Raw genomic sequence first — 25,211 nt, 5'->3', positions numbered from 1 at the left:
CTATCGCCCTTTCCTTTGCCAACCGAACCCGCGACCACTCATCCAATATTACCTAGACGGAACAGTTCGCCGTCTTCGCGGGCCGGATCCTGCCGCTGCTGCGCAAACGCGGCCTGTTCCGAAGTGAGTATCGCGACGGCACGCTGCGCGACGGGCTCGGCCTTGGGTCCACTGCCGAGCCGTTTCGACCGCCAGGTGCAGCAACAGCGCTCGGCGTAAGCCGACTTCTCGCCAAAACGGCGAAAACAACCCCATGCACAGTAGCCGCGCCGTGTCAGATCAAGGGCTTGCACGAACAGCGATGTGCGCGGCAACGCGTCGGACCAAGCCGTTTGACACGTCCGGCAAAACAACTGCATGATGCTATCGTCGGAGCATAGGGCGATGGCGAGACGGATCTCGCGACCTTCGCAACCGTGCACTAGCGTTCCATCGGTTCCGCTCGCGGATGTAGGTCGGCGGCGGAGCCGCCAGCTCTCCGGAGTAGTCTGGATGCCGATGACACCCCACGACGACCTGCTTCTCTGGCATGCCCTTCATCGTCTCGAGGTGACATATTGGTATGACGTCGACTTCAACGACGGGCGCACGGCCCATGAGTTCTTCATGCCGGACGGCGTAAAGATCGTGGGTCACAACCGCTTTGAGGGACGTGAAGCGATCCGCGCATTTTATGAGTGGCGCGCGCGTCAAATCGGCGAGAACGCAGCGGACCGACTGGCGATCAGTGGCGTGAAGGCCGTGCGCCACCTGATCACCAATCTGCACGTCGCGTCGAGCAGCGAACGCTCCGCGACAGTGGTAGGCATCATCGTGTTCTACGGTGGTCTGACCTATCCGTCCACGCGACAGTCAAATCCTCCAATGATGGTGGCGGATTTGATCAATGAGTGCGTGCTGAACAACAACAATTCGTGGCAGTTCAAATCACACACAATCCAGCCGGTATTCATGAGTGCCGCTCCACCTCCATCCATGGAGATCGATCCCATTTTCCTGAAGGATACCTGAGAGACGCGCCCGATTTCATCGCCGATATGCCGCGACGACGTCAGCTCTTGGGTTGATGCCAAACGATATCGGCAACCGTGACCTTCTTGGGCACGATGCCAAGTTCATAAAAGGTGTCAGCCAATTGCTGCTGCTGAGCGACCTGCGCTGAAGTCACCTCACCGAAGGTAAAGCTTGCCCGCGCGAAGGCAGCGCGCCATGACTTCTCGTCGATGCTGGTGGCGGCAGCAGCCAGCTTGGCCAGTTCATCACGATGTTGGCCGGACCACTCCGTCAGCTTGCCGATCTCGTCCAGCGCAGCAGACAGCACAGTGGGATATTTGTCGGCGAAGTCACGGCTCGACAGGTAGTACGACGAGCTGGCCAGCCGCTTGTCGGAGGTGTCGGCAATAATGCGCGCACTGTAGCGCTCCTGAGCGATCGCGTAGAACGGATCCCACACCACCCAGGCATCAATGGTACCGCCGTTAAAGGCGGCAGTGGCGTCCGCAGGCGCCAAATAGGTCGGCACGATATCCTTGAGGCCCAGGCCGGCCAGCGCCAGTGCCTTGACCGCTACGTTATGGGCGCTGGAACCCCGGGAGAAGGCGACGCGCTTGCCCTTGAGTTCTGCCAGGGTCTTGATAGGCGAATCGTGCTGCACCAGCACGGCGTGCTCGGCGGACGGCGTGGACGCCACATATACCAACGGGGAGCCGGCGGCTTGCGCGAAGATAGGTGGTGTATCGCCTACCGAGCCGATGTCGATAGCCCCCGCGCCAAGAGCTTCCAGCATGGGGGGACCGAACTGAAATTCCACCCACTGGACGGCGTCCACACCCAATGGCTTCAGCCGCCTTTCAATCACTTGCTGCTCTCGCCCCAGAACCAAAATGGCTGCGCCCTTCTGGAAGCCGACCTTGAACTCCTTCGGCACGACGCCGCCCGGCGCGGCGATACTGACGCGTGGCGAAAGCAAGGCCGTACCAAGGAGACCGAGGCCGGCGGTGATGATCTGACGTCGGGAAGTGGACATTGTCGTTCCTCGGCTCGCGGGTGGTCGCTACGGGAAGCGCACTCGATATCCGACCGTGCGCGGACAGAGCTTCTTTTTAATCAGCCGCATCGAAAAAAGGCTTTCGTCCTTCAATCTCGCAATGAAAGAGTGTTGCAAAGAGGCGCTCGTTTGCATGCCAAATTTACCATGATGAATGGACTAGGCCCTCAGTCCGCCGGCCTCGGGGCCAAGAAGGACCTTCGAAGTTACGAAAGAAGGGCCATCAGGTATCGCAGCGAGCGTCGACGCGACACTCGCGTCACATGTTGTCTTCCCCTCCATCGAGGGGGCCGACAACCGACATCACATTTCCCATCAGCGGCAAGAGCGCGAAACCCCAGTGCCTTAGGGCTTCCGCTTGGCGGGCACTATGCCTGCGGCCAGTGCCAACCGCCAAATTGATGAATCCATCCGCCCGTCTCATGCCTCAAAACGCGGGGATCTGTCCGGGCAACTTATCCTTGATGAGTTGTCGGATGGTGTCGTTCTGATAGGCCTGTACCAGCTTGGCGACCCAGGGGGCATTCTTGTCGCGCTCGCGGACGGCGATGAAATTGCTATACGGATTGTTGACGGAGGATTCGATCGCGATGGAATCCTTGCCTGGGATCAGCCCGGCCGGTACGGCATAGTTGGTGTTGATCACCGCCGCGTCGACGTCGTCAAGGCTGCGCGGGAGCTGCGCCGCATCGATCTCGCGGATCTTGAGCTTCCTCGGATTGTCGATAATATCCAGCACAGCCGGCAAGATGCCAACCCCATCCTTGAGCTTGATCAGGCCCTGAGCCTGCAACAGCAGCAGCGCGCGGCCACCGTTGGAGGGATCGTTCGGAATTCCGATCGATGATCCATCCTTGATCTCGGAGACCGATTTTGCCTTTTTGGAGTAGAGACCGATCGGCGCAACGATGGTCTCTCCCACCGGAGTGATCTTGTAGCCTCTTGTCTTGATCTGATTGTCAAGGAACGGCTTGTGCTGGAACGCATTGGCGTCGAGATCACCGGCGTCGAGTGCGGCATTCGGCAGCAGGTAGTCGCTGAATACCACCACTTGGACGTCGAGCCCGTCCTTGGCTGCGATCTCCTTCACCTTTCCCCAGACGATCTCGGAATCACCTCCGGATATTCCAACCTTGATCTTCTGATCCGCAAAAGCAGGCGCGGCAAGGAGCGCGACTACGGCAATAAGTGCGAGCAGGCGATGTTTCATTGTCGTGCGATCTTGCAGCTGTGTTGAATGGGGTAGCGCATAGTGCAAAAAACTCCGCGCGCGCTCAATGAAACTCTAAACCAAAGATGGTTGCCGGAATGGAAGAACCATGCTCCGCGCATTACGCCGTGGCGGCATTCTTTCATCCGCACCGACCACGTTCCACGCGGTGAATGCAGCCGGTGCCATCAGTCACCCAAGACCCGTCAATTGCGGTCAAGAAAGCTCTGCACTTCACGGAACAGCACATCGCGTCCCGTCTCGACCTCGACGAAATGCGTGGCGCGCCGAATCTGCGGTTCTTTCGCCGAAGCCGGCAACCACGCAGCCGAAAGCGATACCAGCAGCGACGACAACAAGCGCTTCATGTGAACTTCCTTCGAGACGCGACGGATTTCATCTGGATTTTTGTGACGCCGGGCGTTTGCGCATTTGGGCGTTCGCGCTTATCGCCGTCAATTCCAAATAGGTCCGCGAACTGAGGATGATTCAGATCTGCTCGGCCCGCAGACGGCGAACTTCATCAACGCTGCCTTCAGCGTCTTCCCGAAGAATGAATCTCATTTATCACGCGCGATGGAAGCGCAATTCATTGCGTTCGTCCGCGACACGCTGAAACGAATATCTTATTTTTCAACCGCGATTGACTCGACGCCGCTGCGATGACGATCTGCACGCCTCATCCATGAAGGTGTACCATGACGACATATATCCGCGCGGGCAGGCCGGGACGACGCGACGTGCTGCGACTGGGCCTCGGCGCGGGCCTGCTGTCACTGACGGCAGCACGCAGCCGCGCGCAGACCACGACGAAGCCCGATGTCGTCCGCATCGGCTATCTGACGGCGGCGCGGGCCTGGGTGGTCGGCAAGAGCGACGGCAGTTTCGACAAGGCGCTTGGTGTCAAGGTCGAGTGGGTACCGTTCCCATCGGGTGGACCGGCGCTGTCGCTGCTTGCCGCCAAGCAGATCGATTTCGCGATCTTCGGTAATACGCCGATCGTGGCCGGGCTTTCGCGCAAACTGCCCATTCAAATTCTGGGCTCGCCGGAGATCGTCGCCACCAGCGAGCGGCTCGTCGCCAAGGCGGGCATCACCACACTCAGGGATCTCGAGGGCAAGCGCATCGCGGTTGCCCCCTCCTCCACGATGGCGTTCGCGCTTGAAGCCTTGATCCGTATAAACAAGCTCGACGCCAGCAAGATCAAACGCCTGCCCCTGAGCCAACCGGACACGATCGCAGCCTGGAAACGCGGCGACATCGACGCGACCTATATCAACGGCCCGTTCTGGGCAGAGCTTCTGGCCGACGGCGGCCAGCAATTGCTGGTCTCCGAACAATTGCAGCCCTCAGGGGTTTTTGTCTGGAACAGCGCCGTGGTGCGGAGCGAATTCGCCGAGCAATTCCCCGAGACAGTGGTGGCCTGGCTGCAGACCGTTCAGGCGCAGTTCGACCGATACCGGTCCGATCCGGAGGGCGTGTCGCGGATTCTGGCAAAGGATTTCGGCGCACCGTTCGAAGCCGTACGCAACACCCTGTCCGGGCTGCGCTATCCCACCTTCCAGGATCAGCTTGGTCCGAAATATTGGGGCGATGGACCGGTCGCAGCAAAGGATGCACCGCTCATCAAGGCGCTCGGTGATGCCGCCGCCTTCCTGGCTGAGACGGGCGAGATCAAACGCGACGACGTCCCCGCCTCGTTCGTCCCGGCGGTGAACTACGCATTGCTGCGGCGCGCGTTCCCGTCTTGAACGCCAGCCGTCGTTTCCTGATCGGCCTTGCCGCGGTCGCCGGCGTCACGCTGGCGTGGGAAATCGCCGGGCGGACTCATCTGGTCGAACCACTGTTGCTTCCGCCGCCATCCGAGATCGTGACGACCGCGATCGATCTGGCGCGGGACGGCTATCGTGGTACCGCGCTCTGGCAGCATCTGGCGCTCAGTCTCGCCCGCGCTCTGGGCGCGTTTGCGGCGGCGACGCTGGTCGGTGTGCCGCTCGGCCTCGCCATGGGAGCAGCGCCGGGCTTTGGCGCCGTGCTCGATCCTTTCGTCCAATTCCTGCGGCCGCTCCCGAAGCTCGCACTGATCCCCCTCGTGATCCTCTGGTTCGGCATCGGCGAAACCTCGAAGGTTCTTTTGATCTTCATCTCGGCCGCGCTCAGCATCATTGTCGGAACGGCAGCTGCGGTCAGCACCGTACAGAGACAACGGATCCGCGCCGGCCGGGCGCTTGGCGCTCACGGCCTGGCGTTGTTTCGCTACGTGATCCTGCCCCACATCCTGCCCGAGTTGTTCGTGACGCTGCGCCTGTCCTTCGGGATCGGCTGGACGACCCTGATCGCGGCCGAGATGATCGCCTCCGACGCCGGGATCGGCTGGATGGTCGTCAACGCCGGCTCCTATCTGCGCACTGACGTCGTCATGCTCGGCATCGTCATCCTCGGCGGCACAGGCTACGCGCTGGACCTGGCGCTCGTGGGGCTGCAGCGCTGGGCGGCCCCCTGGTCGGGGCGCGCCTGAGATGACGACCTCTCCATTGATCGTGCTTGAAAACGTCGAGAAGCGCTTCGAAGACCGGCGCGCCCGACGCGAGACCATCGCACTCGACGGACTATCGCTTGGCGTAGGCGAAGGCGAATTCGTATGCCTGCTGGGACCCAGCGGCTGCGGCAAATCAACCGTGCTCGACCTACTGGCTGGTTTCGAGCACCCCACGCGCGGCCGCGTGACGATCGACGGCAAGCCGGTCGGTCGCCCGTCCCCTGATCGCGGCATCGTGTTTCAGGAAGCGACGCTGTTCCCGTGGTTGTCCGTCATCGACAACATCACCTTCGCATCGCGTCTGGCCGGACGCCCGGCGTCCGAATATCGACCCCGGGCGCAGGAGCTGATCGAAATGATGGGCCTGCGCGGCTTCGAGCATTATGCCGTCTATGAGCTATCGGGTGGAATGCGCCAGCGCGCCGCAATCGCCCGCGCCTGGATATCGCAGCCGCTGCTCCTCCTGATGGACGAGCCATTCGGGGCGCTGGATGCTCAGACCCGGCTCGCGATGCAAGAGCTGCTGCTCGCCGCACGCGAGCAACGCCGCTCCACGGTCCTGTTTGTCACGCACGACATCGAGGAAGCGCTGTTCCTGTCGGACCGCATCGCCGTCATGAGCGGCCGCCCTGGCCGCATCGTCGAAGAGATTATCGTCCCCTATCCGCGGCCGCGCGCCTATCAGGAGATCGTCGCGATGCCCTCGTTCGGCGAGTTGAAACGGTCGATCCTGGCGACGTTGCGCGAACAGGCCGCACGTCCTCAACACGCAACAACGGGAAGCTTGCCACATGGTGACGACTTACGATCGTATCCACGGTCTCATTGATCGGCGAAGTGTCCTTAAGGCGGGGGCCGGCGCGCTCGCGCTGCCGCTCGCCGGCTCGCCTGCGCTCGCGGCCGAAGCGCGGCGCGGCGGGACGCTGACCGTCGTCACGCAGGGAGAACCGCGAACGCTCGTTCCCTTGCTCGACACCAACACACAGACCCGCAATATCAGCACCAAAATTACCGAAGGTCTGCTGGCTTACGATGCAGACTTCACACCGCGTCCGCTTCTGGCGACGGCCTGGAAGTCGAGTGGAGACGGACTCGAATATGCCTTCACCTTGCGTCCCGGCGTGAAATGGCACGATGGCGCCGGCTTCACGTCCGCCGACGTCCAGTTTTCGCTGCAAGCGCTGCAGAAGGTCGGGCCGCGCGGCCGGATCAGCTTCGCCAATCTCGATCGTGTCGAAACGCCTGATGCGCTGACCGCCGTGGTGAAGCTGTCGAAGCCGACACCCTACTTCCTGAAGGCGCTCGCGGCTGCGGAATCGCCGATCGTTCCGCGTCACGCCTATCAACCCGATAATCTCGACGGCAGCCCCAACAACAACGCACCGATCGGGACCGGACCATTCGTCTTCGAGGAATGGAAGCGCGGCAGCCACGTCAGCCTGCGCCGGAACCCGCAATATTGGCGGCCCGAGCGGCCCTTTCTGGATCGGGTGGTGGTCAAGTTCGTTGGTGATCCGGCCGCAGCTTCCACGGCGCTTGAAACGGGAGAAGCCGACACCAGCGGCAGCATTTCGCTCGGCGATGTGAAGCGGCTGGCAGAGGGCGGGAAGCTTGTCGTCTCGTCGCAGCGAGATGCCTATCTCAACAACGCCGCCGTGCTGGAATTCAGCCTCGACAACCAATACCTCGCGCAACGCGCCGTGCGGCATGCCATCGCGCGCACGATCGATCGCGATTTCATCCGGCAGTGGATTTATTACGGATATGCCAGCCGGATTCGCTCGCCGATTCCCGAAGTGCTTTCATCCTATTTCGACCCGACGAGCTTCGACCATCCCTTCAATCTCGACGAGGCCAATCGCCTTCTCGATGAGGCGGGATTAAAACGCGGAAGCGGCGGCATCCGGTTTGCGCTGAAGCTGACCTTCATTCCCGGGGCCGCATTCAAGGCGACTGCCGGCTACCTGCGATCCGCCCTCGGTCGTGCCGGCATCCGCGTCGACATCCTCGACGGCGATCTCGGCACCTTTATCAAGCGGGTCTATTACGACCGTGATTTCGACATCAACCTCAACGGGCTCGGCCTGCTGTTCGACCCGACGGTCGGCATGCAGCGGATCTACTGGTCCGACGGAATCAAGCACCCACTGCCCTATGTCAATGCGGCCCACTACAATAACCCGACGGTTGATGAGCTGTTCCGGCAAGCGGCCACGGAACGCGACGAAGCGCGGCGCGCGGATCAATTCCGGCAGATCCAAAAGATCGCCAGTGATGACCTGCCAGCCTTGCCCCTGGTGGCGCTGGAGACAACCCTCGTCAGCAATGCACGCGTGCGCAATCTTTACAACAGCGTCGACCTGACCGCGGGGGACTTTTCCGACGCGTGGCTCGATAGTTGATGAGAAAATCGCTCTCGCGCGAGCCCGCAAAGGGACCGAAGACTTCAGCGTGATTTGCCGTTTAGCGATCGATGCCCCCGTTCACGAACGCCGCAATCTCCTGCAACGCCTGGATCGCCTCGGGAAACAAGCCAAGAAAAGCGTGCCAGACGTGGGGAAGCTCCGGCCAGATGCTCAGATTGACCCGCACGCCCGCGTCCGCGAGCCGCGCTGCGAAATTTCGGCTGTCATAGGCGAGCGTCTCGATCGCACTCACCTGCAACAAGGTGGGTGGAAATCCAGCAAGCAGCGCTTGCGGCCCACGAACCGGCGAGACGCGATAATCCGACGGATCTCCGCCCGGACCGAGATACGCGGCGGTGGCGGTGGCAAGAGATTCCACCGTCGCAACCTGGTCGTCTATTCCAGCCCGGTCGACTGGCGACTGGTTGTCGAGCGTGCCCGCGATCAGCACTAGGCGGTCGGGCACGCGCGCGCCCTTGGCCACCAGTTCCAGACAGGTCGCCGCCGCCAGATTTCCGCCTGCTGAGTCGCCGATCAAGCTTAGATGCCCCTGCGGCTTCTTTCGGCTCTGCCGGTGCGCGTCAGGCCCACGGAGCGAAGCCCAGCCGAAGGCAGTGACGCAATCGTCCAGGCCGGCGGGAAAGCGATGCTCCGGAGCCAGACGATAATCAACCATTAGAACGGCCGCGCCGGAGAGCCTGGCCAGCGTACCCGCCATGGCTCGGTAGTCGCGAGGACAGCCACCAACCCACCCGCCCCCATGGATGTAGACCAGGCGATGTGCAAGATCGGCCCCCGGCGCCATCACCCACTCCGCCGGCACTCCACCGGCGTCCACCGGCACAACCTCGACGCCGTCGAGGGCCGGTGCCGCACCGACGTCGCCATAGCGCGGCATCAGAGCTCTGATGACGGCAACGAATTGCAGGAGCGGATCGGATATCCCGCTGAGGTCAGCCGAGGCGGCAAGCCCGGCGAGATGCGCGAAGGCTTGCTCAAGTTCCGGCCGACGCTGGCGCTGCGGGGTGATCTGATCCATCGGATGCTCCATGCTACCAAGTTAATTCCGAGCGTAGCCGGTAGCCCGATGTCCCGCGCTGACCGAGACATGCAGATTGGAGGGACAAAAGCGATCAGAGACATGAGAGCAGCCGGTTGATCCTGGCTTGAGCGAATTGCGACCCTCCCCGTTTCCGCTTAGGATCGGCGCCACCGCTCGACGGTTGCGAGGCTTCATGCATCAGCGCATGCCCTTCGATTGGATCACCCGGCACGTCAGCGGCGTGGTTCGCCAAGGCCTGCCGTTCGAGCAGATGATGGCGGCATCGCTGATCGACTTGCGTTACGGGGACAACCGCGACGTAGTCGGTCCGGCGCAATATCTGTTGCTGTGTCTGAACACCGCGCTGGGGATCAGCGATGCGGCCCATGGCTTGACCCGCGCCCGCATCGATCCCGTCTATACGGCTCTCGGGCTGAGAGTAGCCCTTGGTTGCGCCACGCTGGAGGACGCGATCCTGTCAGTCGGGCGGCTCTACAAAACTGCGTCCAGCGCCGTTCAGATCGAGCTCAAAACCACAAGCGACCTTGCGATCCTGAATGTCCGCGCTGACTCGGCACGAGACGCGGATGCGGTTCTGCTCGAGGATATCTACCTCAGTTGGGTGTTCATGCATTGCATGTACTTTCTCGGAACGGCGATGCCGGTCGTCGATGTGACGACCCGCGATGCCTTTCACTTCAATCTCGGCCAACGTCACTTCGCCTTCGGTGCTCCTGTCCGTCACGGGGCCGTCACCGGCATGCGGTTTGCTCGCGCCCTGCTCGGCAGGCGCGGCACGGGTCGGGCCGGGGCCAACCCGCACTGGGAGTGCTTTCGATTGTGGCTCGACTTTGTCGAGCCGGAAGACCTGTCGCTCAATGGCTGCGGGGGTCTACGCGACGGCGGCCGGCCGCGGTTGAAGGATCTTGCCAAAGATGCCGGCGTCAGCACGTCAACACTACGGCGGCGGTTGGGGATCGGCGGCGGATTTCGTCACGCGCGCGAGCGCACCCTGGCGCAGTCCGCGGTTCGCCGATTGCGAGATTCCGATGACAGCGTCGAGGCGATCGCGGCGGAGCTCGGCTATTCCGACGCGAGGAGCCTGCGCCGGTTTCTGAAGAACGCGACCGGTTCAACGCCAAGCCAAATTCGCGCCGGAAGTTTCTTCCCGCGCGAGGATGACGGTGGCGTTCGCAGGCGGCTGCAGACACTCGGCGCAATGATGGGAGTTTGACGAAGGGCAACTGCGCGGAGAGCCGGCCGGCCGGTGTCATGGTCGCGCTCGTCCCGCACTCCGAAAAACGCCTGCGCGATTTTGCTGTGACAATATCTTGCAGTAGTCCACGTACGCATGCGCGAACGCGTCATCCCCTCGTTCGCGCGCAGCTGGGAGGCGCGACCCACATCGTTCATGAATCGATCGGGTCCAACAAGCGAGGTAGGTAGAGGCCATCACGACTGCCGCTGTGCTGGCAATGCCAGGCTCAGCGAAGCGATTGCAACACCGATCCAGAACGTACCCCACCAGTAGCCCAGCGCAATCGCGGGATGCGTCCCGCGGCAGAGCGCCCGCGCCAAATCGCAAAGATCCGAGCGGCCGACCAGACAAAAGCCCGCTTCGCGCGTCGACAAATAGGCATAGCCGACCACATCACGATATGTGATCCACCACCAGAGCACTGCGAGCACGAGAACGCCGATGCCCAGCACCAGACAAGTTCGTGCATGCCGCATCGACCTCACCTCAGGTCGCAAGGCCGAGTGTGTCGAGAATTCTCCGCCGTAGCGCGACGAGCTCAGGATCGTCACGATGCCGCGGATAAGGCTTGCCGAACTGGAACTCGGCCTTGACGCGGGCGGGCCGCTCGCTCAGGACGACGATGCGCGACGACAGCAGCAGCGCCTCCTCGACATCATGCGTGACGAGAATCGCGGTAAAGCCGTTACGCTGCCATAGGCGAACCAGTTCGGCCTGCAGCGTCAGCCGCGTGAGCGAGTCGAGCTTGCCCAACGGCTCGTCGAGCAGCAGCAGTTTCGGATCGTTCACGAGCGCCCGAGCCAGCGATGCGCGCTGGGCCATGCCGCCCGAGAGTTGATGCGGATAGGCCGCGGCGAATTCGCTGAGACCGACGAGCGACAGGGCAGCGTCCACCCGCGCGTGGGACTGCTTGAGCACCCCTCGTGCCTCCAGGCCGGTCGCCACATTCTTCCAGACCGTTGTCCAGGGAAACAGGGTCGGGTCCTGGAAGACCAGAATGCGCGACGGATCGGGGCGTATCACGGGCAGGCCGTCGGCGAGGATCGAGCCGTTGCTCGGCAACTCGAGACCGGCGATCAGGCGAAGCAAGGTCGACTTGCCACAGCCCGACGGCCCCAACAACGCGACAAATTCTCCGGGCACGACGCTGAAATCGATCGCATCGATGACCGGCAGCTTCGAACCGGACAGGCTGAACTGATGGCTTACCGCTCGAATATCGATCGCGGAGCTCACGAGTTCGGGACTCCTGGAGGCAAGCGGGACGCTCGGCATCAGATGAATCCCTCCTGCCAGCGCAGCAGGCGGTCGCGAACGACGAACAGCAGGCGGACGATGCCGGCGCAGAGCGCGGCCATGATGATCAAGGCGGCATAGACGTTGGCGTAGCCGGAATAGGCCGTCTGGAACTGGATGTACCAGCCGAGACCGTATTTCGCGCCGAGCATTTCCGCTACGACCAGCACCGCAAAGGAGTAATAGAGCGCCATGAAAAGGCCGACGAAGACGTGGGGCAGCGACGCGGGTATTGCGACCCGACGGATCAAATAGCGATTGTCAGCACCCAGAATTCTCCCCACGTCGTAGAAAGAACGGTTGACCGAACCGACGCCCGACGCGGTCAAGATCGCAACCGGAATGCCGGACGCCAGAGCAACGATGAAGACGCTTGCTCCAAACGTGGTCGGGAAGAAGTAGAATGTGCAGGGAATCCATGCCGTCGCGGGCACAGGCCCGATCAGTTTGAGGAAGGGCATGCCCCAATAGCTGAATCGTTTCGACCAACCTAGCGCCACGCCGGTGGCATAGCCGACGGCCACGCCCGACAGGAAACCGAGCGACCACAATCTCAGCGTATAGCCGATGCAGATCAACAGGCGCGTTCCGTCCGCCACATAGACGTTGAGCAGCCCGTGTGGCGGAGAGAAGAACGGCTTCGGCAGCCAACCGGATTTTGCGGTGGAGAGCTCCCAAAGGGCGAGCCAGACGCCGATTGCGACGAGCCATGGGCCGTAATGGATCATGACCTCGCCAGCGCGCCCGAGCCGGTAGACGACCGGTGACAGTAGGACGAAGAGCACAGCAAGTGCGCCGGTGATCGCGGCGAACAGACCGGCACTTCCCCAGGGAACGACGTCGGGCAGCCCGATCGTCACCAGTGCAGCCGCCCCCCAGGAGAACGCTGCGAAGAAGCCGTCGCGCCACAGCCGTCGAAACGATGTCAGCTGCGCCTGGGCTGCGCCATCGAGCGCTTGCGCCTCGCTCATTGTGCCAATCTCAGCCGAGCAGGTTCACGGTAACCCGCTCGGCGAAGGCCTTCGGATCCGTCGAGGAGTCCAGCACCTTGACGAGCTTGAGGTCCTCCGCCGTCACCCTGATCTGATCGACCAGTGGCTGCCCGATCGGATGATCGTGATAGACCAGAGTTCCGAGAATTTCGGTGAGCTCGGCTAGCGTCAAACCCGCAGGCTTCAGTGTTTCGAGATACCAGGCCGCAACCTCGTCGGGATGGTTCGCAGTGTATTCGTGGACCTCGATATTGGCCTCGGCAAGCCGCCGCAGCGCGTCCTTGTTGGCGTTCAGAAAGGGGCCGTTGGCGCCGAGCACACAGCAGGTATGGCCTTGATAAACGCCGGTCTGAGTATCGGCGATCTTGACGAAGTTGAACTTCTTCTCGATCGAGTAGGCCCAGGGATCGAGATGGGCCGCGACGTCAGCCTCGCCGCGATTGACGGCTTCGCCGACCAGATCGAACGGCACGACCTTCCACGTGACGTCGGTCTCCGGATCGATGCCCGCCTTCGCGAGCGTCACCTGGAAAGCCACTTTCGGCGGCGAAACAACATCATAGCTCGCAATCGTCTTGCCTTTGAGACCCGCAACATCCTTGATCCCCGACGCCTGCGAGGCCAGCAGGCGCTGGCATCCGCCGTGCGAGCCGACGAATAGCTTGACATCGAATCCCTGCTCCAGCGGCTTCAGCCAGTCGCCGATCAGGCCGGCGCCGGCGTCGGCCTTGCCCGTCGCCAGTGCTTGAATCAACGTCTGGCCGCTCGCTCCCTGGTAAAACAGCTCAACGTCGATGTTATGCTTGGCATAGATCCCCTTCGCCAGGCCGAAGCCAAGCGGCGAGTGGCAGGCGGCCACCTCGGTCCAGGCCAACCTGATTTTCGGCGCCGGACCGGCGATCGCCGGCGAATAGACGTTGCTCGCCGCGATGCCGCCGGATGCCACGAGCCCCGCAGCACCCGTCGCCCGCAGGAAAGTACGCCGGCTGACCTTGTGACGTCGTTCCGATTTGCTCATTTCGAAGCTCCAGTCCCAATCTGATGATTCAAAGTTGATCAACGAGAACCGTTACAACGACCGGCGCGGTGTCCGTCGATGCGTGATGATGATGCGTCGTCGGTTCCGACGTGTCGAGCAAGCTGCGAAAATAGTGACGCGCGCGTTGCTGATCGTTCACTTTGCGCGCGCTTTGTTTTGTATTCGCATACGTCCGCAGCTCATTCCTTTTCCACATTCCGCTACGGCCGCCTCAAGCCGGTTCAGGCTCATGGGCTCTGCTGGCTTTGGCCGAGTTCAAGAGCGGAATCACCTCGCGGCCGAACGCCGGCAGTTCGTCGGTGAAATTCAGGAAGGCGCAAAGGATCATGTCGACGCCGATGGCCTCGTAAGCGCGGATGCGCTCGGCGATCAGCTCGGGAGGACCAAACAAGCGAGTCTTGAAGCCGTCATTGGGCTGCACCAGATTGGCGTGGCTCGAGTCCGCCCACATCCCGATCTTGTCCGCAGTCGATGCGCCGGCCTGCTTCACCTGTTCGGCGAAGGCCTGAACGATCTCGGGGTCGGCGCCTGCGGCGATCGCCTCGAGCTGCTCGAGCGCTTCCCGCTCGGTCGGCCGCTGGATGATGAAGCCGTTGAGCCCGAACTTGACGGTGCGCCCTTCTGCCTTGGCGAGCGCGCGGACCTCGTCGATCTGCTGCTTAGCGCCTTCGACCGTCGTGCCGTTGAGGAAGTACCAATCCGAATATTTCGCAGCCATCCGCCGCGCGGCCTTGGAATTGCCGCCCTGGAAAATCTCCGGATAGGGCTGCGAGATCGGGCGCGGCTTCAACCAGGCATCATTGATGCTGTAGAAATCACCCTTGAAGGTGAAACGGTCCTGCGTCCAGAGCCCCTTGAGCACCTGGATGAATTCTTCCGAGCGGCGGTAGCGCTCATCATGTTCCAGCCAGGGCTCACCGAAGGCGCGAAACTCGTCCTTGAACCAGCCGGTCAGGATATTGATGGCAAACCGCCCCTTGGAATAGACATCGATCGTAGCGCCCACCTTCGCGATCATCGCAGGATGCCAGAAGCCGGTGTGGATCGCGCTGATGAGTTTCAGCCGCTTGGTCTGAGCCGAGAGCACCGCCGTGCAGGTGATCGCTTCCTGCTGCAGCTCCCAGCCATGACTTGCGATGAAGCGTGCCGGCGCCAGGCCATATTCGAAGCCGAGCTCTTCGGCCTCGCGCGCGAGGGAGGCATTGTAGTCAAGTGTCCAATCGGTACGCTGCGGAACGTTGCTGATGACGAAGCCGCCGCTGCCGAGCGGCATCCAATATCCGAAACGAATGGCCATGGCGCGGTGCTCCTGCTCAGATGACCGAGGTTTGAGGGGACGGTGCTGCCGCTCCGGCCGTCGCGGCGCCGAGATAAAATTCTGCAACGTCGTCGCGTTCGGCGAGCTCGGCCGCCGTGCCCGACGCGGCGACCCTGCCGTTCTCGAGAATGTAGCCGTGATCGGCAAACTGAAGCACGAGATGCGCGTTCTGCTCGGCCAGCAGAAAGCTGACCCCCTCGTTCCTGTTGAGATCGCGGATGATGTGGAAGATCTCCTCCACGATGATCGGGGCAAGTCCCATCGAGGGTTCGTCGAGCAGCACGAGGGTCGGGTGCGTCATCAGCGCACGCCCGATCGCGACCATCTGCTGCTCGCCGCCCGAGGTCAGGCCGCAACGCGCGCTGCGGCGCTGCTTGAGCCGCGGAAACCAGGTGTAGACGCGCTCAAGATCGTCGGCGAGCGCGCGACGGCTCGGCCGACGCACGAAGCCGCCGCTGAGCAGATTCTCCTCGACCGTAAGCTGGGGAAAGACATGACGGCCTTCGAGCACCTGGACCACGCCCCGGGCAACGAGATCGGCCGGATCAAGCCGGCTCGTCACCTCGCCGCGCCACGTGATTGCGCCCCGGCTCAAGTGACCGCGTTCGGACCCTAGCAGGTTGGAGATTGCCTTCAGGGTCGTGGTCTTCCCGGCGCCATTGGCGCCGAGAAGAGCAACGATCGATCCCTGCTCGACCCTGAGCGACACGCCGCGCAGGGCCAGAATCGCCTGACCGTAGAGGACCTCGATATTGTCGACTTCGAGAAACGAAGACGTGGTCATAACGATCCCTCAGGCGACGTCAGTTGGTCGCGTCGCGCGGCGTGATGCCCTTTTCCCGGGCATAGGCGGCGGCGCGCTCGTAGATCAGCGGCAGCAACAGGTCCCGGTCGGACTTCACCCAGCCGTTCGACACCACGTTCCACTTCTCGCCGTCCCATTGCAGCACCTTGCCGGCACCGCCGCCCTCGTGGTCCTTGGCCGAAAGCTTCAGCGGCTGCTGCAGGCCCGTGGCGCCGATTTCCGCGAGGCGCTTCTCGGAGAGGTCGAGATGCTCGAGGCCCCACTGCGCCTCCTCGCCGTTGATCGGCCGCACGCCAAAATGAGCCTGCGCAGTCCGGATCGCCTCGACCGCGATGATCGCTTCGTCGACGCCGGAATTGTAGTAGACCGAGCCGAAGCTCTTGGGATCCTTGAGATCGCTCAGCCCCTTGTCGAGGATGTACTTCTTCAGCTTCTGATGGATCTCGAAATTGGCGCCCGCAGGGAATGGCGTGATCGCCAGATAGCCCTTGCCGACCGCGCCGGCGGGACGGACGTCCTCCTCCGAGCCCGACCAAATGCCGCCGATGATATGATCGACCGGGAAGCCGACTTTGGCGGCGGTCTTGATTGCGACCGGCGTCATCACGCCCCAGCCGCGCAAGAACACCCAGTCGGGCTTGAGCTGGCGGATCTTGGCCCATTGCGCCGACTGCTCATTGCCGGGATGCGGCACCGGAATCTGGATGTCCTCGAAGCCATAGGTCTTCGCGAGATGGGCGAGCGGGACCTGGGTTTCCTTGCCGTAAGGTGAATCATGATAGACGGTCGCGATCTTGAGACCCTTCAGCTTGTCCTTGCCGCCGGCCTTCTCCGCGATGAAATTGACCGCCGACGAGGCTTCGCTCCAGAAGCTGAAGACGACAGGGAAGCTGTAGGGGAAGACGCGCCCGTCGATAGCCTCCGTCCGGCCATATGCGATCGTGACCAGCGGAATCTTGTCGGCCACCGATTTCTCGGTCAACGCCTTCGAGATCGGATCACCGTGCGGCAGGAAGATCGGAACCGGTGATCCATTCTTGCCCGCCTTCACGCGTTCATAGCATTCGACGCCCTTCTCGACTTCCCAATTGGTCTCGCACTCATCCCAGACGAGCTTGATGCCGTTGATGCCGCCTTCGACCTCGTTGATGTAGCGGAAATAGTCGATCTCGCCCGCCCAGACCGGAATGCCGCTCGACGCATAGGCCCCGACCCGGAAGGTCGCGAGCGGGAAGTATTGCGTTTTTGCCTCTTCCGCCGAGGCGCTCGTTCCGACGGCCGCCGACAAAGCGAGCGCCGCTAGCCCGACCGCCCTACTCACGATCCGCTTCTGTTTCCACAAAGACATCTGCCTACCCTCCATATGACTGCAGAATTCACGTTCGATCGTGCGCGCGGTTTACACCCGCGCACGACAAGTTTCGTCGTTTGCTAACGATTGATCCGCGATGCGAGCCGCGTCCACGCCCGCGACAGCAAGGCCGCAAGGCCACGCGGCTCCTTGATCAGGAACCAGACGATCAGCGCGCCGAACAGCGCCTTCTGAAAGTTTTCGAGCTGCCCGGGATCGACCGCGCCGCCGAACACCCCGCCCCCGAAATGATCGAGCAGAATAGGCACGAAGATCATGAAGGCGGCACCGAGAAAATTGCCGCTGATGCTGCCCATGCCACCGATGATGATCGCAAACATCACCTGGAACGACCGATCCAGATTGAAGCTGCGCGCATCGACCGTGCCAAGATAGGCAAAGGCCCAGAGCGCTCCGGCAATCCCGATCACCAGCGAGCTCACGAAGAACGCCTTCAGCTTTCCAGCGGATACGGGAACGCCGATCACCGAGGCAGCGGTGTCCATGTCGCGGATCGCCATCCAGGCCCGGCCGGTCTGGCTGCGAGCCAGCCGCGCCGCAACGGCCGTCACGACCACGACGGTGGTGAGGGTCAGGAGATAGCGACCGGTCGGGCTCGAGAGATCATGGCCGAGGAACGCGAGCCGGGGCGCCGAGATCGAGCTCGAGGTCGAGTAGTTCGAGAACCAGCCATATTGATTGAACAGCCATTCGAGCAGGAACTGGGTCGCCAGCGTCGATGCGACGAGATAGAAGCCCTTGATCCGCAGGCTCGGCAGTCCCGCGATGACCCCCACCAGCCCGGAAATGATGCCCCCGAGCAGCAGGCTGACCGGCAGCGGCAGCTCCGGCAGTCGCAGCAGCAGATTGTAGGTCGCATACGCGCCGACCGACATGAACCCGCCACTGCCGAGCGAGGCCTGTCCCGCATAGCCCATCAGCAGGTTCAGGCCCAGCGCCGTGAGCGACATGATCAGGAACGGGATCAGGACGGCGTTGAGCCAGTAATCGTTCGCCACCAACGGAATGCCCGCGAGTGCGGCGAGCAACACCACGACCGAGCCTGCGCGCAGCCGGTCGCGCGTGCTCTGCACGGTCTCGTGCGACGGGTTGAACCCTTCGATGGCTTCTGTGCCGATCGTCGACATGCGTCAAATCCTTTCGATCGGCGCTTCGCCGAACAGACCAGCCGGCCGGATCAGCAGAAAGGCGACCGCCAACACATACGAAAACCAGGTCGAGACACTGCCGCCCAACAGGCTTCCGAGATAGATTTCCGCCAGGCTGTCGCCCGCACCGACGATCAGGCCGCCGACGATCGCGCCCGTGATCGAGGTAAACCCGCCGATGATGAGCACCGGCAGCGCCTTCAGCACCACGAGTGTGAGCGCGAACTGAACCCCCTGGCGCGCGCCCCACAAGAGACCCGCAACCAGCGACACGAAGCCGGCGACACCCCAAACGATCTGCCACAGCGTCTGCAACCGGATCCCGATCGAGAGCGCAGCCTGCGGATCATCGGCGATCGCTCGCAGCGCGATCCCGACGCGGGTCTTGTTGAAGAAGATCGAGAGCGCGACCACGAGAATCCCGGCGGTGCCTGCCGCGATGAGGTCGAACTGGCTGACCTGAACCCCGCCGATCTCGATCGGCGTATCGACGATGCCGAGATCGAGCTCGTGCACGCTCGCACCCATCACGATCTGTGCGAGCCCCTCGATCACGAAGGACACCCCGAGCGTCGCCATGAACAGGGTGATCTGCGGGCGATTGACCAGCGGCCGCAAGACGACGCGCTCGACCGCGATCGCGATCAGAACCATCACCGCCAGCGTGATCAGCGCCGCCAGCCAGAAGTCAATTCCCTTGTCGCGCAGCGTCACGAAAGTGAGTGCCGCGCACAATACCATCGACCCTTGCGCGAAGTTGAAAACGCCGGAGGCCTTGAAGACCAGCACGAAGCCGATCGCAACCAGCGAGTACATGACGCCCGCGAGCAGGCCGCCGACCAGCGTTTCGATGAAGAAGCTCATCTCAACCTCAATGCGCCGTGCCGAGATAGGCCGCGATCACGTCCGGATTCTTGCGCACCTCCTCGGGGGAGCCGTCACCGACCTTGCGGCCATAGTCGAGCACGACCACGTGATGCGAGAGCCCCATCACGACACTCATGTCGTGCTCGATCAGCACGATGGTGGTGCCGAGGCTTGCATTGGTCTCCAGGATCAGGCGGCTCATCTCGTGCTTCTCATCCTGGTTCATTCCGGCCATCGGCTCGTCGAGCAGCAGCAGGCTCGGCCGGCCGACCAGTGCGCGCGCAAGATCCACCCGCTTCTGAACACCATAGGGAAGCGTCGCCACCACTGTGTCGCGATGCCTGGTCAGGTCCAGGAACGCGATGATCTCGTCCGCCCGGCGCTTGAACTCGCGGGTCTCGCGCCGATCCCGGCCAACGCCAAAGGCGTGCTCGAGGAGCGTCGTTCGGGAATGCCTGATCAGTCCGGCCAGCACATTGTCGAGAACGCTGAGATGCCGGAACAGCGCGTTGTGCTGGAAGGTCCGGCCCACGCCCAGATGCGCCGCATGCGCCGGGCGGATCCGGATGAACTGCTCGCCATTGAACGTGACGCTGCCGCTGTCGGCCCGATACACCCCGTTGATGATGTTGAGCAGCGAGCTCTTGCCGGCTCCGTTCGGACCGATCAGCGCGCAGATCTCGCCACGCGCGACCTCGAAGCTCAGCGCGTTGAGCGCCTTGATGCCCTGAAAGGACAGGGACACGTCGCGGAGTTGCAGGATCGGTCCGGACATCGCGCCTCAGACCTCGACCGGCTGTCGCCCGGCCACACCGGCCGCCTGGGTGGCGCTACGCTTGACCGCCTCGATGTCACGATAGGCCGCGGCAGGATGGCTCGACGGCAGATATGGCCCCTCGCCGAACAGCTTCTCGCGCAGCGTCCCCGGACGATAGCCCGTCGGATAGACGCCGCGCTTCTGTAGCTCCGGCACCAGCAGATTGACCACGTCCTCGAAGGTCTCCGGCGTCACCGCATAAGCGAGGTTGAAGCCGTCGACGTCGGTCTCCTCGACCCACTCCTGCAGGATGTCGGCAATTGTCGACGGCGAGCCGACGAACACCGGACCGAGGCCGCCAATGCCGCCCCAGCGCGCCAGTTCCTCGATGGTCCAGGACTTGCTGCCGCTGGCGAGATGATCGACGACGGACACGATCGCATTGGTCTCGACCTTCTTGACCAGATCGGTCGGCGCATACTGTCCGAAATCGATGCCGCTCCAGCCCGACATGAACACCAGCGCGCCGTCATAGGAAGCATATTGCTGGTATTCCCTGAACTTCGCTTCCGCCTTGGCGTCGGTTTCGTCGACGATCACCGTGACCAGATTGTAGGTCAGGATCTTGCGTGGATCGCGGCCGGCTTCAGCCGCCTGCCGCCGCACCTCGGCGACGTAGGATTTCAGAACCGGCTTGATCGGCGCGGCGACAAACACACATTCCGCGTGCTGAGCCGCGAAGGCCTTGCCCGGGCCCGACGCACCCGCCTGGTAGAGCAGCGGCGTTCGCTGCGGCGACGGCTCGCAAAGATGATAGCCCGGCACGTCGAAGTATTTTCCCTTGTGCCCGATCTCGTGAACTTTCGACGGATCAGTAAAGATCCGCTTCGCGGCATCGCGCAGGACCGCCCCCTCCTCCCAGCTTCCCTCGAGCAACTTGTAGAGAACCTCGACATATTCAGTCGCCACCTCGTATCGATTGTCGTGGCGGCGCAGCCCGCCCTGACCGATGTTCTTCGCCCCGCTCTCCAGATACGAGGTCACGATGTTCCAGCCGACACGGCCCTTGCTGTGGTGATCCGCGGTGGAAAGCCTGCGGGCGAAGCTGTAGGGATGCTCGAATGAGGTCGATGCTGTGATGCCGATGCCGAGATGCTCGGTTGCCAGCGCAATCGGCGCCACCAACTGCAAGGGATCGTTGACGGGGATTTGCGCCGCCTGCTCGAGCGCATGGAACAGGGAATTCTTGTACACATCATAATAGCCGATGACATCGGCGATGAAGATGCCGTCGAAAATCCCGCGTTCCAGCGTTCGCCCAAGGTCCTGCCAATAGTCGAGGTCCTTGTACTTGTAGGAACGATCTCGCGGGTGCGCCCAGACACCGGGAGATTGATGGCCGACACAATTCATGTCGAACGCGTTGAACCGAATCTGTCGCGCCATGCACATCTCTCCGTTGCATCGCTCATTTGCGATGCTCTCGCTTCCTTCGACGGTATCTCGCCACAACAAGCGATCGATGGTCCATCGCGTTTATCGGTATTTTTCGATGCGCATCTTTCGTCGCAGCCATTTGCCGGATGAGAAAATCTCTCTCGACGAATTCCAATCCGTGATCGTCGCGCGACGTTAGGCGGCGCACTCATACGGACCACGACAATAAATCGCCCCGACGCATTTGAATCTCGATACGATCCGCCGCGTCGCGCCTCGCTTCGGAGAACACTTCTCTCGAACTGAACATCGTCGCGTTCATCTCGGCCGCGCTTCAACGAAGCGCGAATAGCGCCGCCACAGAATCAGACATCATGATGTACGGCAGAATTTTCTTCGTACGACGCACTGCTCCGAACGTTCGTCTTCGATCCAGCGCAAATACAGTCTGGCTCTCGGCCGGGAGCAGACTATTCTTCAAGTCATCAAGATTGATGTCAGAACGAGCTGAAGCGGAACGATGACCATTCACGTTGCGAACCCCACGACGAGCGACAACGAGCTGGAAACACGGTTTGCACCGATCTTCGCGAAGATCGCGGCGGGGGCGGTCGCGCGCGAACGAAACCGCACACTGCCATTCGACGAAATCAGACTGTTGAAGGAGGCAGGCTTCGGGGCCTTGCGCGTACCGGTTGAGTTCGGGGGACTTGGCGCAACGCTTCGTCAGACCTTCGACCTGCTGATCGGGCTTGCAGCCGCGGATTCCAACCTGCCTCAGGCGTTGAGAGCTCACTTCAACCTGGTCGAGGACTTGCGGCTCAACACGGATCAGACCGTCAAAGCGCGGTGGCTCACGACAATCGCAAACGGCGCACTGTTCGGCGTCGCGGTGACTGAACCTGGCATTGGCGCGGTCGATCGCTATCAAACCGCCGTGACGTCGGAGGGGGCCGCGCTCCGGCTCAATGGCACAAAATACTATACGACCGGCACCCTCTATGCCGATCATCTGATCGTGGCGGCTGACCAGGACGGCAAACGGGTCACGGTTCTTGTCGATGCCAACCAGCCCGGCGTCGACGTTCAGGACGACTGGGACGGCTTCGGCCAGAGACTAACGGCGAGCGGCACGGCCGAGTTCAAGGATGTAACCGTCGGTCCAGACCGCGTTGTGGGCCCGGGTTATGGATCGGAAGGACGCGTCTTCGGAACCGCCCACGTTCAGTTGATCCTGCTCGCGACCCTCGCAGGAATCGCAAAACGCGCGGCCATCGATACGACCGAATGGATCAAGGCGCGAACCCGCACCTTTTCCCACGCTGTCGCCGACCTGCCACGGAATGATCCCCTTGTGCAGCAGGTCATCGGGCAGCTGTTCAGCGCGGCATTCGGCGCGCGAGCGACCGTCCTCGTCGCGGTCGACGAGCTCGCGCGGACCCTTGACGGTCGCCACCAGGACCCTGAGCAGCTCGATGCCTCCGAGCTCGCGGCAGCCGAGGCCCAGGTGGTCGTCATCAAGCTGGTTCTCGACGCCGTGACCGCTCTTTTCGAGGTCGGCGGAGCCTCTCTCAGTTCCGATAAGCTCGCGATTGATCGGCACTGGCGCAACGCACGCACCATCGCCTCCCACAATCCCGCAATCTTCAAGCTTCGCGCAATCGGCGCACATGAATTGAATGGCGAGGCCCTTCCATATGCATGGAGTGCCGGCGTTCGTCGGGCCGGGCAGCACACCCGTTAGAAGATTGCGCGCTCTGCAGTTTAGCCCGTTGAGACGGTGCATGCCCGGGCCTCGCTTCTTGGCATAAGCAATTTCTTCAGGAGAGCCACGTGTCCAATACCAAACGAAAAGTTGCCATTGTCGGAGCAGGTCTCGCCGGGACGACGGCCGGGCTTGGCCTCGTCAACGCCGGGTTTGACGTCACCATATACAGCGATCGAGACCGCGCGTCGCTACGCAACGATGTGCCTCCGACCGGGACTGCCGTCTACTTCGGCAAATCCCTGGAATACGATGCCGAGATTATCGAGGACCTCTACGATGTCGGAACCAGCACCGGGATGAGCGTTCGGATATTCTCCGGCACCGGCGAAGCCCGAACTCCGATCATCGAGTTCGATCGTCCGTTCAACTATCGGGCGCAAGCTGTCGATACGCGGCTGCGCGCCGACGATCGGCTGGATCGCTTCCTCGCGCGAGGCGGCAAATTCGTCGTGCGTACGGTCACGGCAGAGGATCTCGATGCAATTGCCGCGGAGGTCGATCTCACCCTCGTTGCGACTGGAAGAGGCGGCCTGTCCTCGCTGTTCCCGCCTGACCCGGATCGCACTGTCTACGCGGAGCCGCAGCGGCATCTACTGCTTGCGACGTTCAGGGGGCCGGATCGCGCCGATCATCAGTTTGCCTATCGCAGTTCGGACGGCGCCAGGCACAACTGGTTCACCATCCATGCCGATTTTGGTGAGACTTTTTTTGGCCCCTACCTGCACAAGGATGCCGGCGCAACACGAGCCTTTATCGGGTTCGCTAAGCCAGGCAGTCCGTGGATCGACCTGTTCAAATCCGCGACCGATACCCAGAGCGCGCGCGACGCCGTGGTGAAGCTGTTCGCGACATACTTCCCGGAAGATCTGGCGTTGGTCGAGCAACTCGAGCCCCTGCATGAGGACCCGCACTCATGGTTCCTCGGCGCAGTCACTCCGACCGTTCGGCGTGCCGTTGCCCGCACGAAAAATGGACACTCTGTTGCCGCGATCGGCGATACCGCAGTTTCCTTCGATCCGATCGGCGGTCAGGGAGCGCAGAATGCGGTCGTTCAATCCGTGCTGCTGATAAGGGCCCTCAGGGAGCATACGGGCAAGATCACCTACGAATGGCTGCAGGACCAGTTCAATTCGCATTGGGAGCATCGCGCCGAGGCCGCTACGGAAGTTACCCGACTGTTCCTCGGTGACAAAAAGTATGCAACGCATGCCGAGCTGCTATTCCCGGCCGCAGCCGTCAACGCAAGGATTGGAAGCGCGTTCTTCGATTTTCTCTCGGAGCCACAGCCGCTGCTTGGTATCCAGACGCGAGAGCAGATCGGCAAGTTTATCTCGGATTTGGCGGGAGAGGCAGCCGAGACCGTCCTGGCGAGGTTCAAGCCACCCGAGCAACTTGCGCAAGCTAAGGCCGACGAGCGTACGCTTGTCTCCACATAAGCGACCGCGTTGTCCCGCAGGTGCCGCGGGACCAGGCGGCGACGGCTTCGTCGAAGCTGCAAATGCGGTTCTCGCGGCCAGAGATTTCAAGGAGCATTGAATCGGCGAAGGGCACGCGCAAGTTTTGACGGCCTGGCGGAAATTCAGCAGATTTTCGACCGCAGACCCCGCAGCAGGTGACTGCAAAAGCTATCGCCTGCGCACGGTCGTGTTGATGTCGGCCGAGCAATGCGCACTGGATGAGAATTGCTGATCGGCGAGACGACGCATCGCACCTCACATGCAACGGCGTGCGTCATCGACACGGCTGCGGACTCAGGTTGGTTCAGGACGCAGCGCCCTCGACGAAAAAGTCGAGGTGAGAGGGCTCGGCGCCATAGCTCGTCATCGGATGTTTGCGGGGTGATTTGAACCTACGAGCTAAGTCATTGAGACTGTTACGCTCGATCTTACCGGAAAACGAAGCCCCAGCAAA

24 protein-coding genes are annotated in these 25,211 nt (G+C 62.1%); 8 read left to right on the top strand and 16 right to left on the bottom strand.

Features of this window, described 5'->3' with window-relative positions; translation table 11 throughout:
• Positions 1–38: 38 nt before the first annotated feature.
• Positions 39–359 (bottom strand): hypothetical protein, encoded by a 321-nt coding sequence (locus QDT69_RS22585; protein WP_279708675.1) that lies wholly within the window; start codon positions 357–359, stop codon positions 39–41.
• Between the two features lie 133 nt (positions 360–492).
• Here QDT69_RS22585 and QDT69_RS22580 point away from each other — a divergent pair, with 133 nt between their 5' ends.
• Positions 493–1,011 (top strand): nuclear transport factor 2 family protein, encoded by a 519-nt coding sequence (locus QDT69_RS22580; protein ID WP_279708674.1) that lies wholly within the window; start codon positions 493–495, stop codon positions 1,009–1,011.
• 40 nt (positions 1,012–1,051) lie between these two features.
• Here the strand turns inward: QDT69_RS22580 and QDT69_RS22575 are convergent, their stop codons facing one another.
• The 3 genes from QDT69_RS22575 to QDT69_RS22565 all read right to left on the bottom strand — a co-directional run bounded on the left by QDT69_RS22575 (position 1,052) and on the right by QDT69_RS22565 (position 3,625).
• Entirely contained in the window at positions 1,052–2,026 is a 975-nt protein-coding gene (locus tag QDT69_RS22575) for an aliphatic sulfonate ABC transporter substrate-binding protein (protein WP_279708673.1), read from the bottom strand.
• 448 nt (positions 2,027–2,474) lie between these two features.
• The gene (locus tag QDT69_RS22570) at positions 2,475–3,257 is read right to left on the bottom strand and encodes a MetQ/NlpA family ABC transporter substrate-binding protein (RefSeq protein ID WP_279708672.1); all 783 of its coding nucleotides are present in this window, start codon (positions 3,255–3,257) and stop codon (positions 2,475–2,477) included.
• Positions 3,258–3,463: 206 nt separating this feature from the next.
• On the bottom strand, positions 3,464–3,625 hold the full coding sequence (locus QDT69_RS22565) for a hypothetical protein (protein ID WP_279708671.1): 162 nt from the start codon (positions 3,623–3,625) through the stop codon (positions 3,464–3,466).
• A gap of 330 nt (positions 3,626–3,955) precedes the next feature.
• Between QDT69_RS22565 and QDT69_RS22560 the strand changes: the two genes are divergently transcribed.
• From QDT69_RS22560 to QDT69_RS22545, 4 genes are read left to right on the top strand one after another with little or no spacing between them, the layout of a single operon-like run.
• Positions 3,956–5,008, top strand: coding sequence for a glycine betaine ABC transporter substrate-binding protein (locus QDT69_RS22560; protein WP_279708670.1), 1,053 nt, complete (start codon positions 3,956–3,958; stop codon positions 5,006–5,008).
• Positions 5,005–5,775, top strand: a complete 771-nt coding sequence (locus QDT69_RS22555) for an ABC transporter permease (RefSeq protein WP_279708669.1) — start codon at positions 5,005–5,007, stop codon at positions 5,773–5,775. The genes QDT69_RS22560 and QDT69_RS22555 overlap by 4 nt, the downstream gene beginning before the upstream one ends.
• Before the next feature lies 1 nt (position 5,776).
• A complete protein-coding gene (locus QDT69_RS22550; RefSeq protein WP_279708668.1) occupies positions 5,777–6,625 on the top strand; it encodes an ABC transporter ATP-binding protein in 849 nt (282 codons plus the stop codon).
• Positions 6,588–8,198 carry an ABC transporter substrate-binding protein gene (locus QDT69_RS22545; RefSeq protein WP_279708667.1) on the top strand — a complete coding sequence of 537 codons (1,611 nt, stop codon included), beginning with the start codon at positions 6,588–6,590 and terminating at the stop codon, positions 8,196–8,198. The genes QDT69_RS22550 and QDT69_RS22545 overlap by 38 nt, the downstream gene beginning before the upstream one ends.
• 61 nt (positions 8,199–8,259) lie before the next feature.
• Here QDT69_RS22545 and QDT69_RS22540 read toward each other — a convergent pair whose 3' ends face one another.
• Positions 8,260–9,240 (bottom strand): alpha/beta hydrolase, encoded by a 981-nt coding sequence (locus tag QDT69_RS22540; RefSeq protein ID WP_279708666.1) that lies wholly within the window; start codon positions 9,238–9,240, stop codon positions 8,260–8,262.
• 196 nt (positions 9,241–9,436) lie between these two features.
• Here QDT69_RS22540 and QDT69_RS22535 point away from each other — a divergent pair, with 196 nt between their 5' ends.
• Entirely contained in the window at positions 9,437–10,477 is a 1,041-nt protein-coding gene (locus QDT69_RS22535; RefSeq protein WP_279708665.1) for a helix-turn-helix domain-containing protein, read from the top strand.
• Positions 10,478–10,695: 218 nt separating this feature from the next.
• Here the strand turns inward: QDT69_RS22535 and QDT69_RS22530 are convergent, their stop codons facing one another.
• The 11 genes from QDT69_RS22530 to QDT69_RS22480 form a co-directional block, all read right to left on the bottom strand.
• Positions 10,696–10,953, bottom strand: coding sequence for a hypothetical protein (locus tag QDT69_RS22530; RefSeq protein ID WP_279708664.1), 258 nt, complete (start codon positions 10,951–10,953; stop codon positions 10,696–10,698).
• Positions 10,954–10,987: 34 nt separating this feature from the next.
• Positions 10,988–11,776 carry an ABC transporter ATP-binding protein gene (locus QDT69_RS22525; RefSeq protein ID WP_279708663.1) on the bottom strand — a complete coding sequence of 263 codons (789 nt, stop codon included), beginning with the start codon at positions 11,774–11,776 and terminating at the stop codon, positions 10,988–10,990.
• A complete protein-coding gene (locus QDT69_RS22520) occupies positions 11,776–12,768 on the bottom strand; it encodes an ABC transporter permease subunit (protein ID WP_279708662.1) in 993 nt (330 codons plus the stop codon). The genes QDT69_RS22525 and QDT69_RS22520 overlap by 1 nt, the downstream gene beginning before the upstream one ends.
• A gap of 10 nt (positions 12,769–12,778) precedes the next feature.
• Complete coding sequence (locus tag QDT69_RS22515) at positions 12,779–13,807, bottom strand: ABC transporter substrate-binding protein (RefSeq protein WP_279708661.1); 1,029 nt, start codon at positions 13,805–13,807, stop codon at positions 12,779–12,781.
• Positions 13,808–14,039: 232 nt separating this feature from the next.
• Positions 14,040–15,125: a dimethylsulfone monooxygenase SfnG gene (gene sfnG, locus QDT69_RS22510; RefSeq protein WP_279708660.1), complete on the bottom strand. Its 1,086-nt coding sequence runs from the start codon at positions 15,123–15,125 to the stop codon at positions 14,040–14,042.
• Positions 15,126–15,141: 16 nt separating this feature from the next.
• Entirely contained in the window at positions 15,142–15,930 is a 789-nt protein-coding gene (locus QDT69_RS22505; protein WP_279708659.1) for an ABC transporter ATP-binding protein, read from the bottom strand.
• Between the two features lie 19 nt (positions 15,931–15,949).
• Positions 15,950–17,299 carry an ABC transporter substrate-binding protein gene (locus QDT69_RS22500; RefSeq protein WP_279708658.1) on the bottom strand — a complete coding sequence of 450 codons (1,350 nt, stop codon included), beginning with the start codon at positions 17,297–17,299 and terminating at the stop codon, positions 15,950–15,952.
• Positions 17,300–17,382: 83 nt separating this feature from the next.
• Complete coding sequence (locus QDT69_RS22495) at positions 17,383–18,450, bottom strand: branched-chain amino acid ABC transporter permease (protein ID WP_279708657.1); 1,068 nt, start codon at positions 18,448–18,450, stop codon at positions 17,383–17,385.
• A gap of 3 nt (positions 18,451–18,453) precedes the next feature.
• Complete coding sequence (locus tag QDT69_RS22490) at positions 18,454–19,335, bottom strand: branched-chain amino acid ABC transporter permease (RefSeq protein ID WP_279708656.1); 882 nt, start codon at positions 19,333–19,335, stop codon at positions 18,454–18,456.
• A 7-nt stretch (positions 19,336–19,342) separates the two neighbouring features.
• On the bottom strand, positions 19,343–20,113 hold the full coding sequence (locus tag QDT69_RS22485) for an ABC transporter ATP-binding protein (protein ID WP_279708655.1): 771 nt from the start codon (positions 20,111–20,113) through the stop codon (positions 19,343–19,345).
• Positions 20,114–20,119: 6 nt separating this feature from the next.
• Positions 20,120–21,541 carry an LLM class flavin-dependent oxidoreductase gene (locus QDT69_RS22480; RefSeq protein ID WP_279708654.1) on the bottom strand — a complete coding sequence of 474 codons (1,422 nt, stop codon included), beginning with the start codon at positions 21,539–21,541 and terminating at the stop codon, positions 20,120–20,122.
• A 511-nt stretch (positions 21,542–22,052) separates the two neighbouring features.
• On the opposite strand from QDT69_RS22480, the gene QDT69_RS22475 reads away from it, so the two are divergent.
• Positions 22,053–23,276, top strand: a complete 1,224-nt coding sequence (locus QDT69_RS22475; protein ID WP_279708653.1) for an acyl-CoA dehydrogenase family protein — start codon at positions 22,053–22,055, stop codon at positions 23,274–23,276.
• Positions 23,277–23,365: 89 nt separating this feature from the next.
• Positions 23,366–24,736: a styrene monooxygenase/indole monooxygenase family protein gene (locus tag QDT69_RS22470; RefSeq protein ID WP_279708652.1), complete on the top strand. Its 1,371-nt coding sequence runs from the start codon at positions 23,366–23,368 to the stop codon at positions 24,734–24,736.
• Positions 24,737–25,211: the final 475 nt, after the last annotated feature.

The sequence above is a fragment of the Bradyrhizobium sp. CER78 genome, assembly GCF_029846235.1.
Lineage (GTDB): Bacteria > Pseudomonadota > Alphaproteobacteria > Rhizobiales > Xanthobacteraceae > Bradyrhizobium.
Note: the sequence above shows the minus strand (reverse complement) of the source record. Positions and strands in the feature narration are given on the sequence as shown.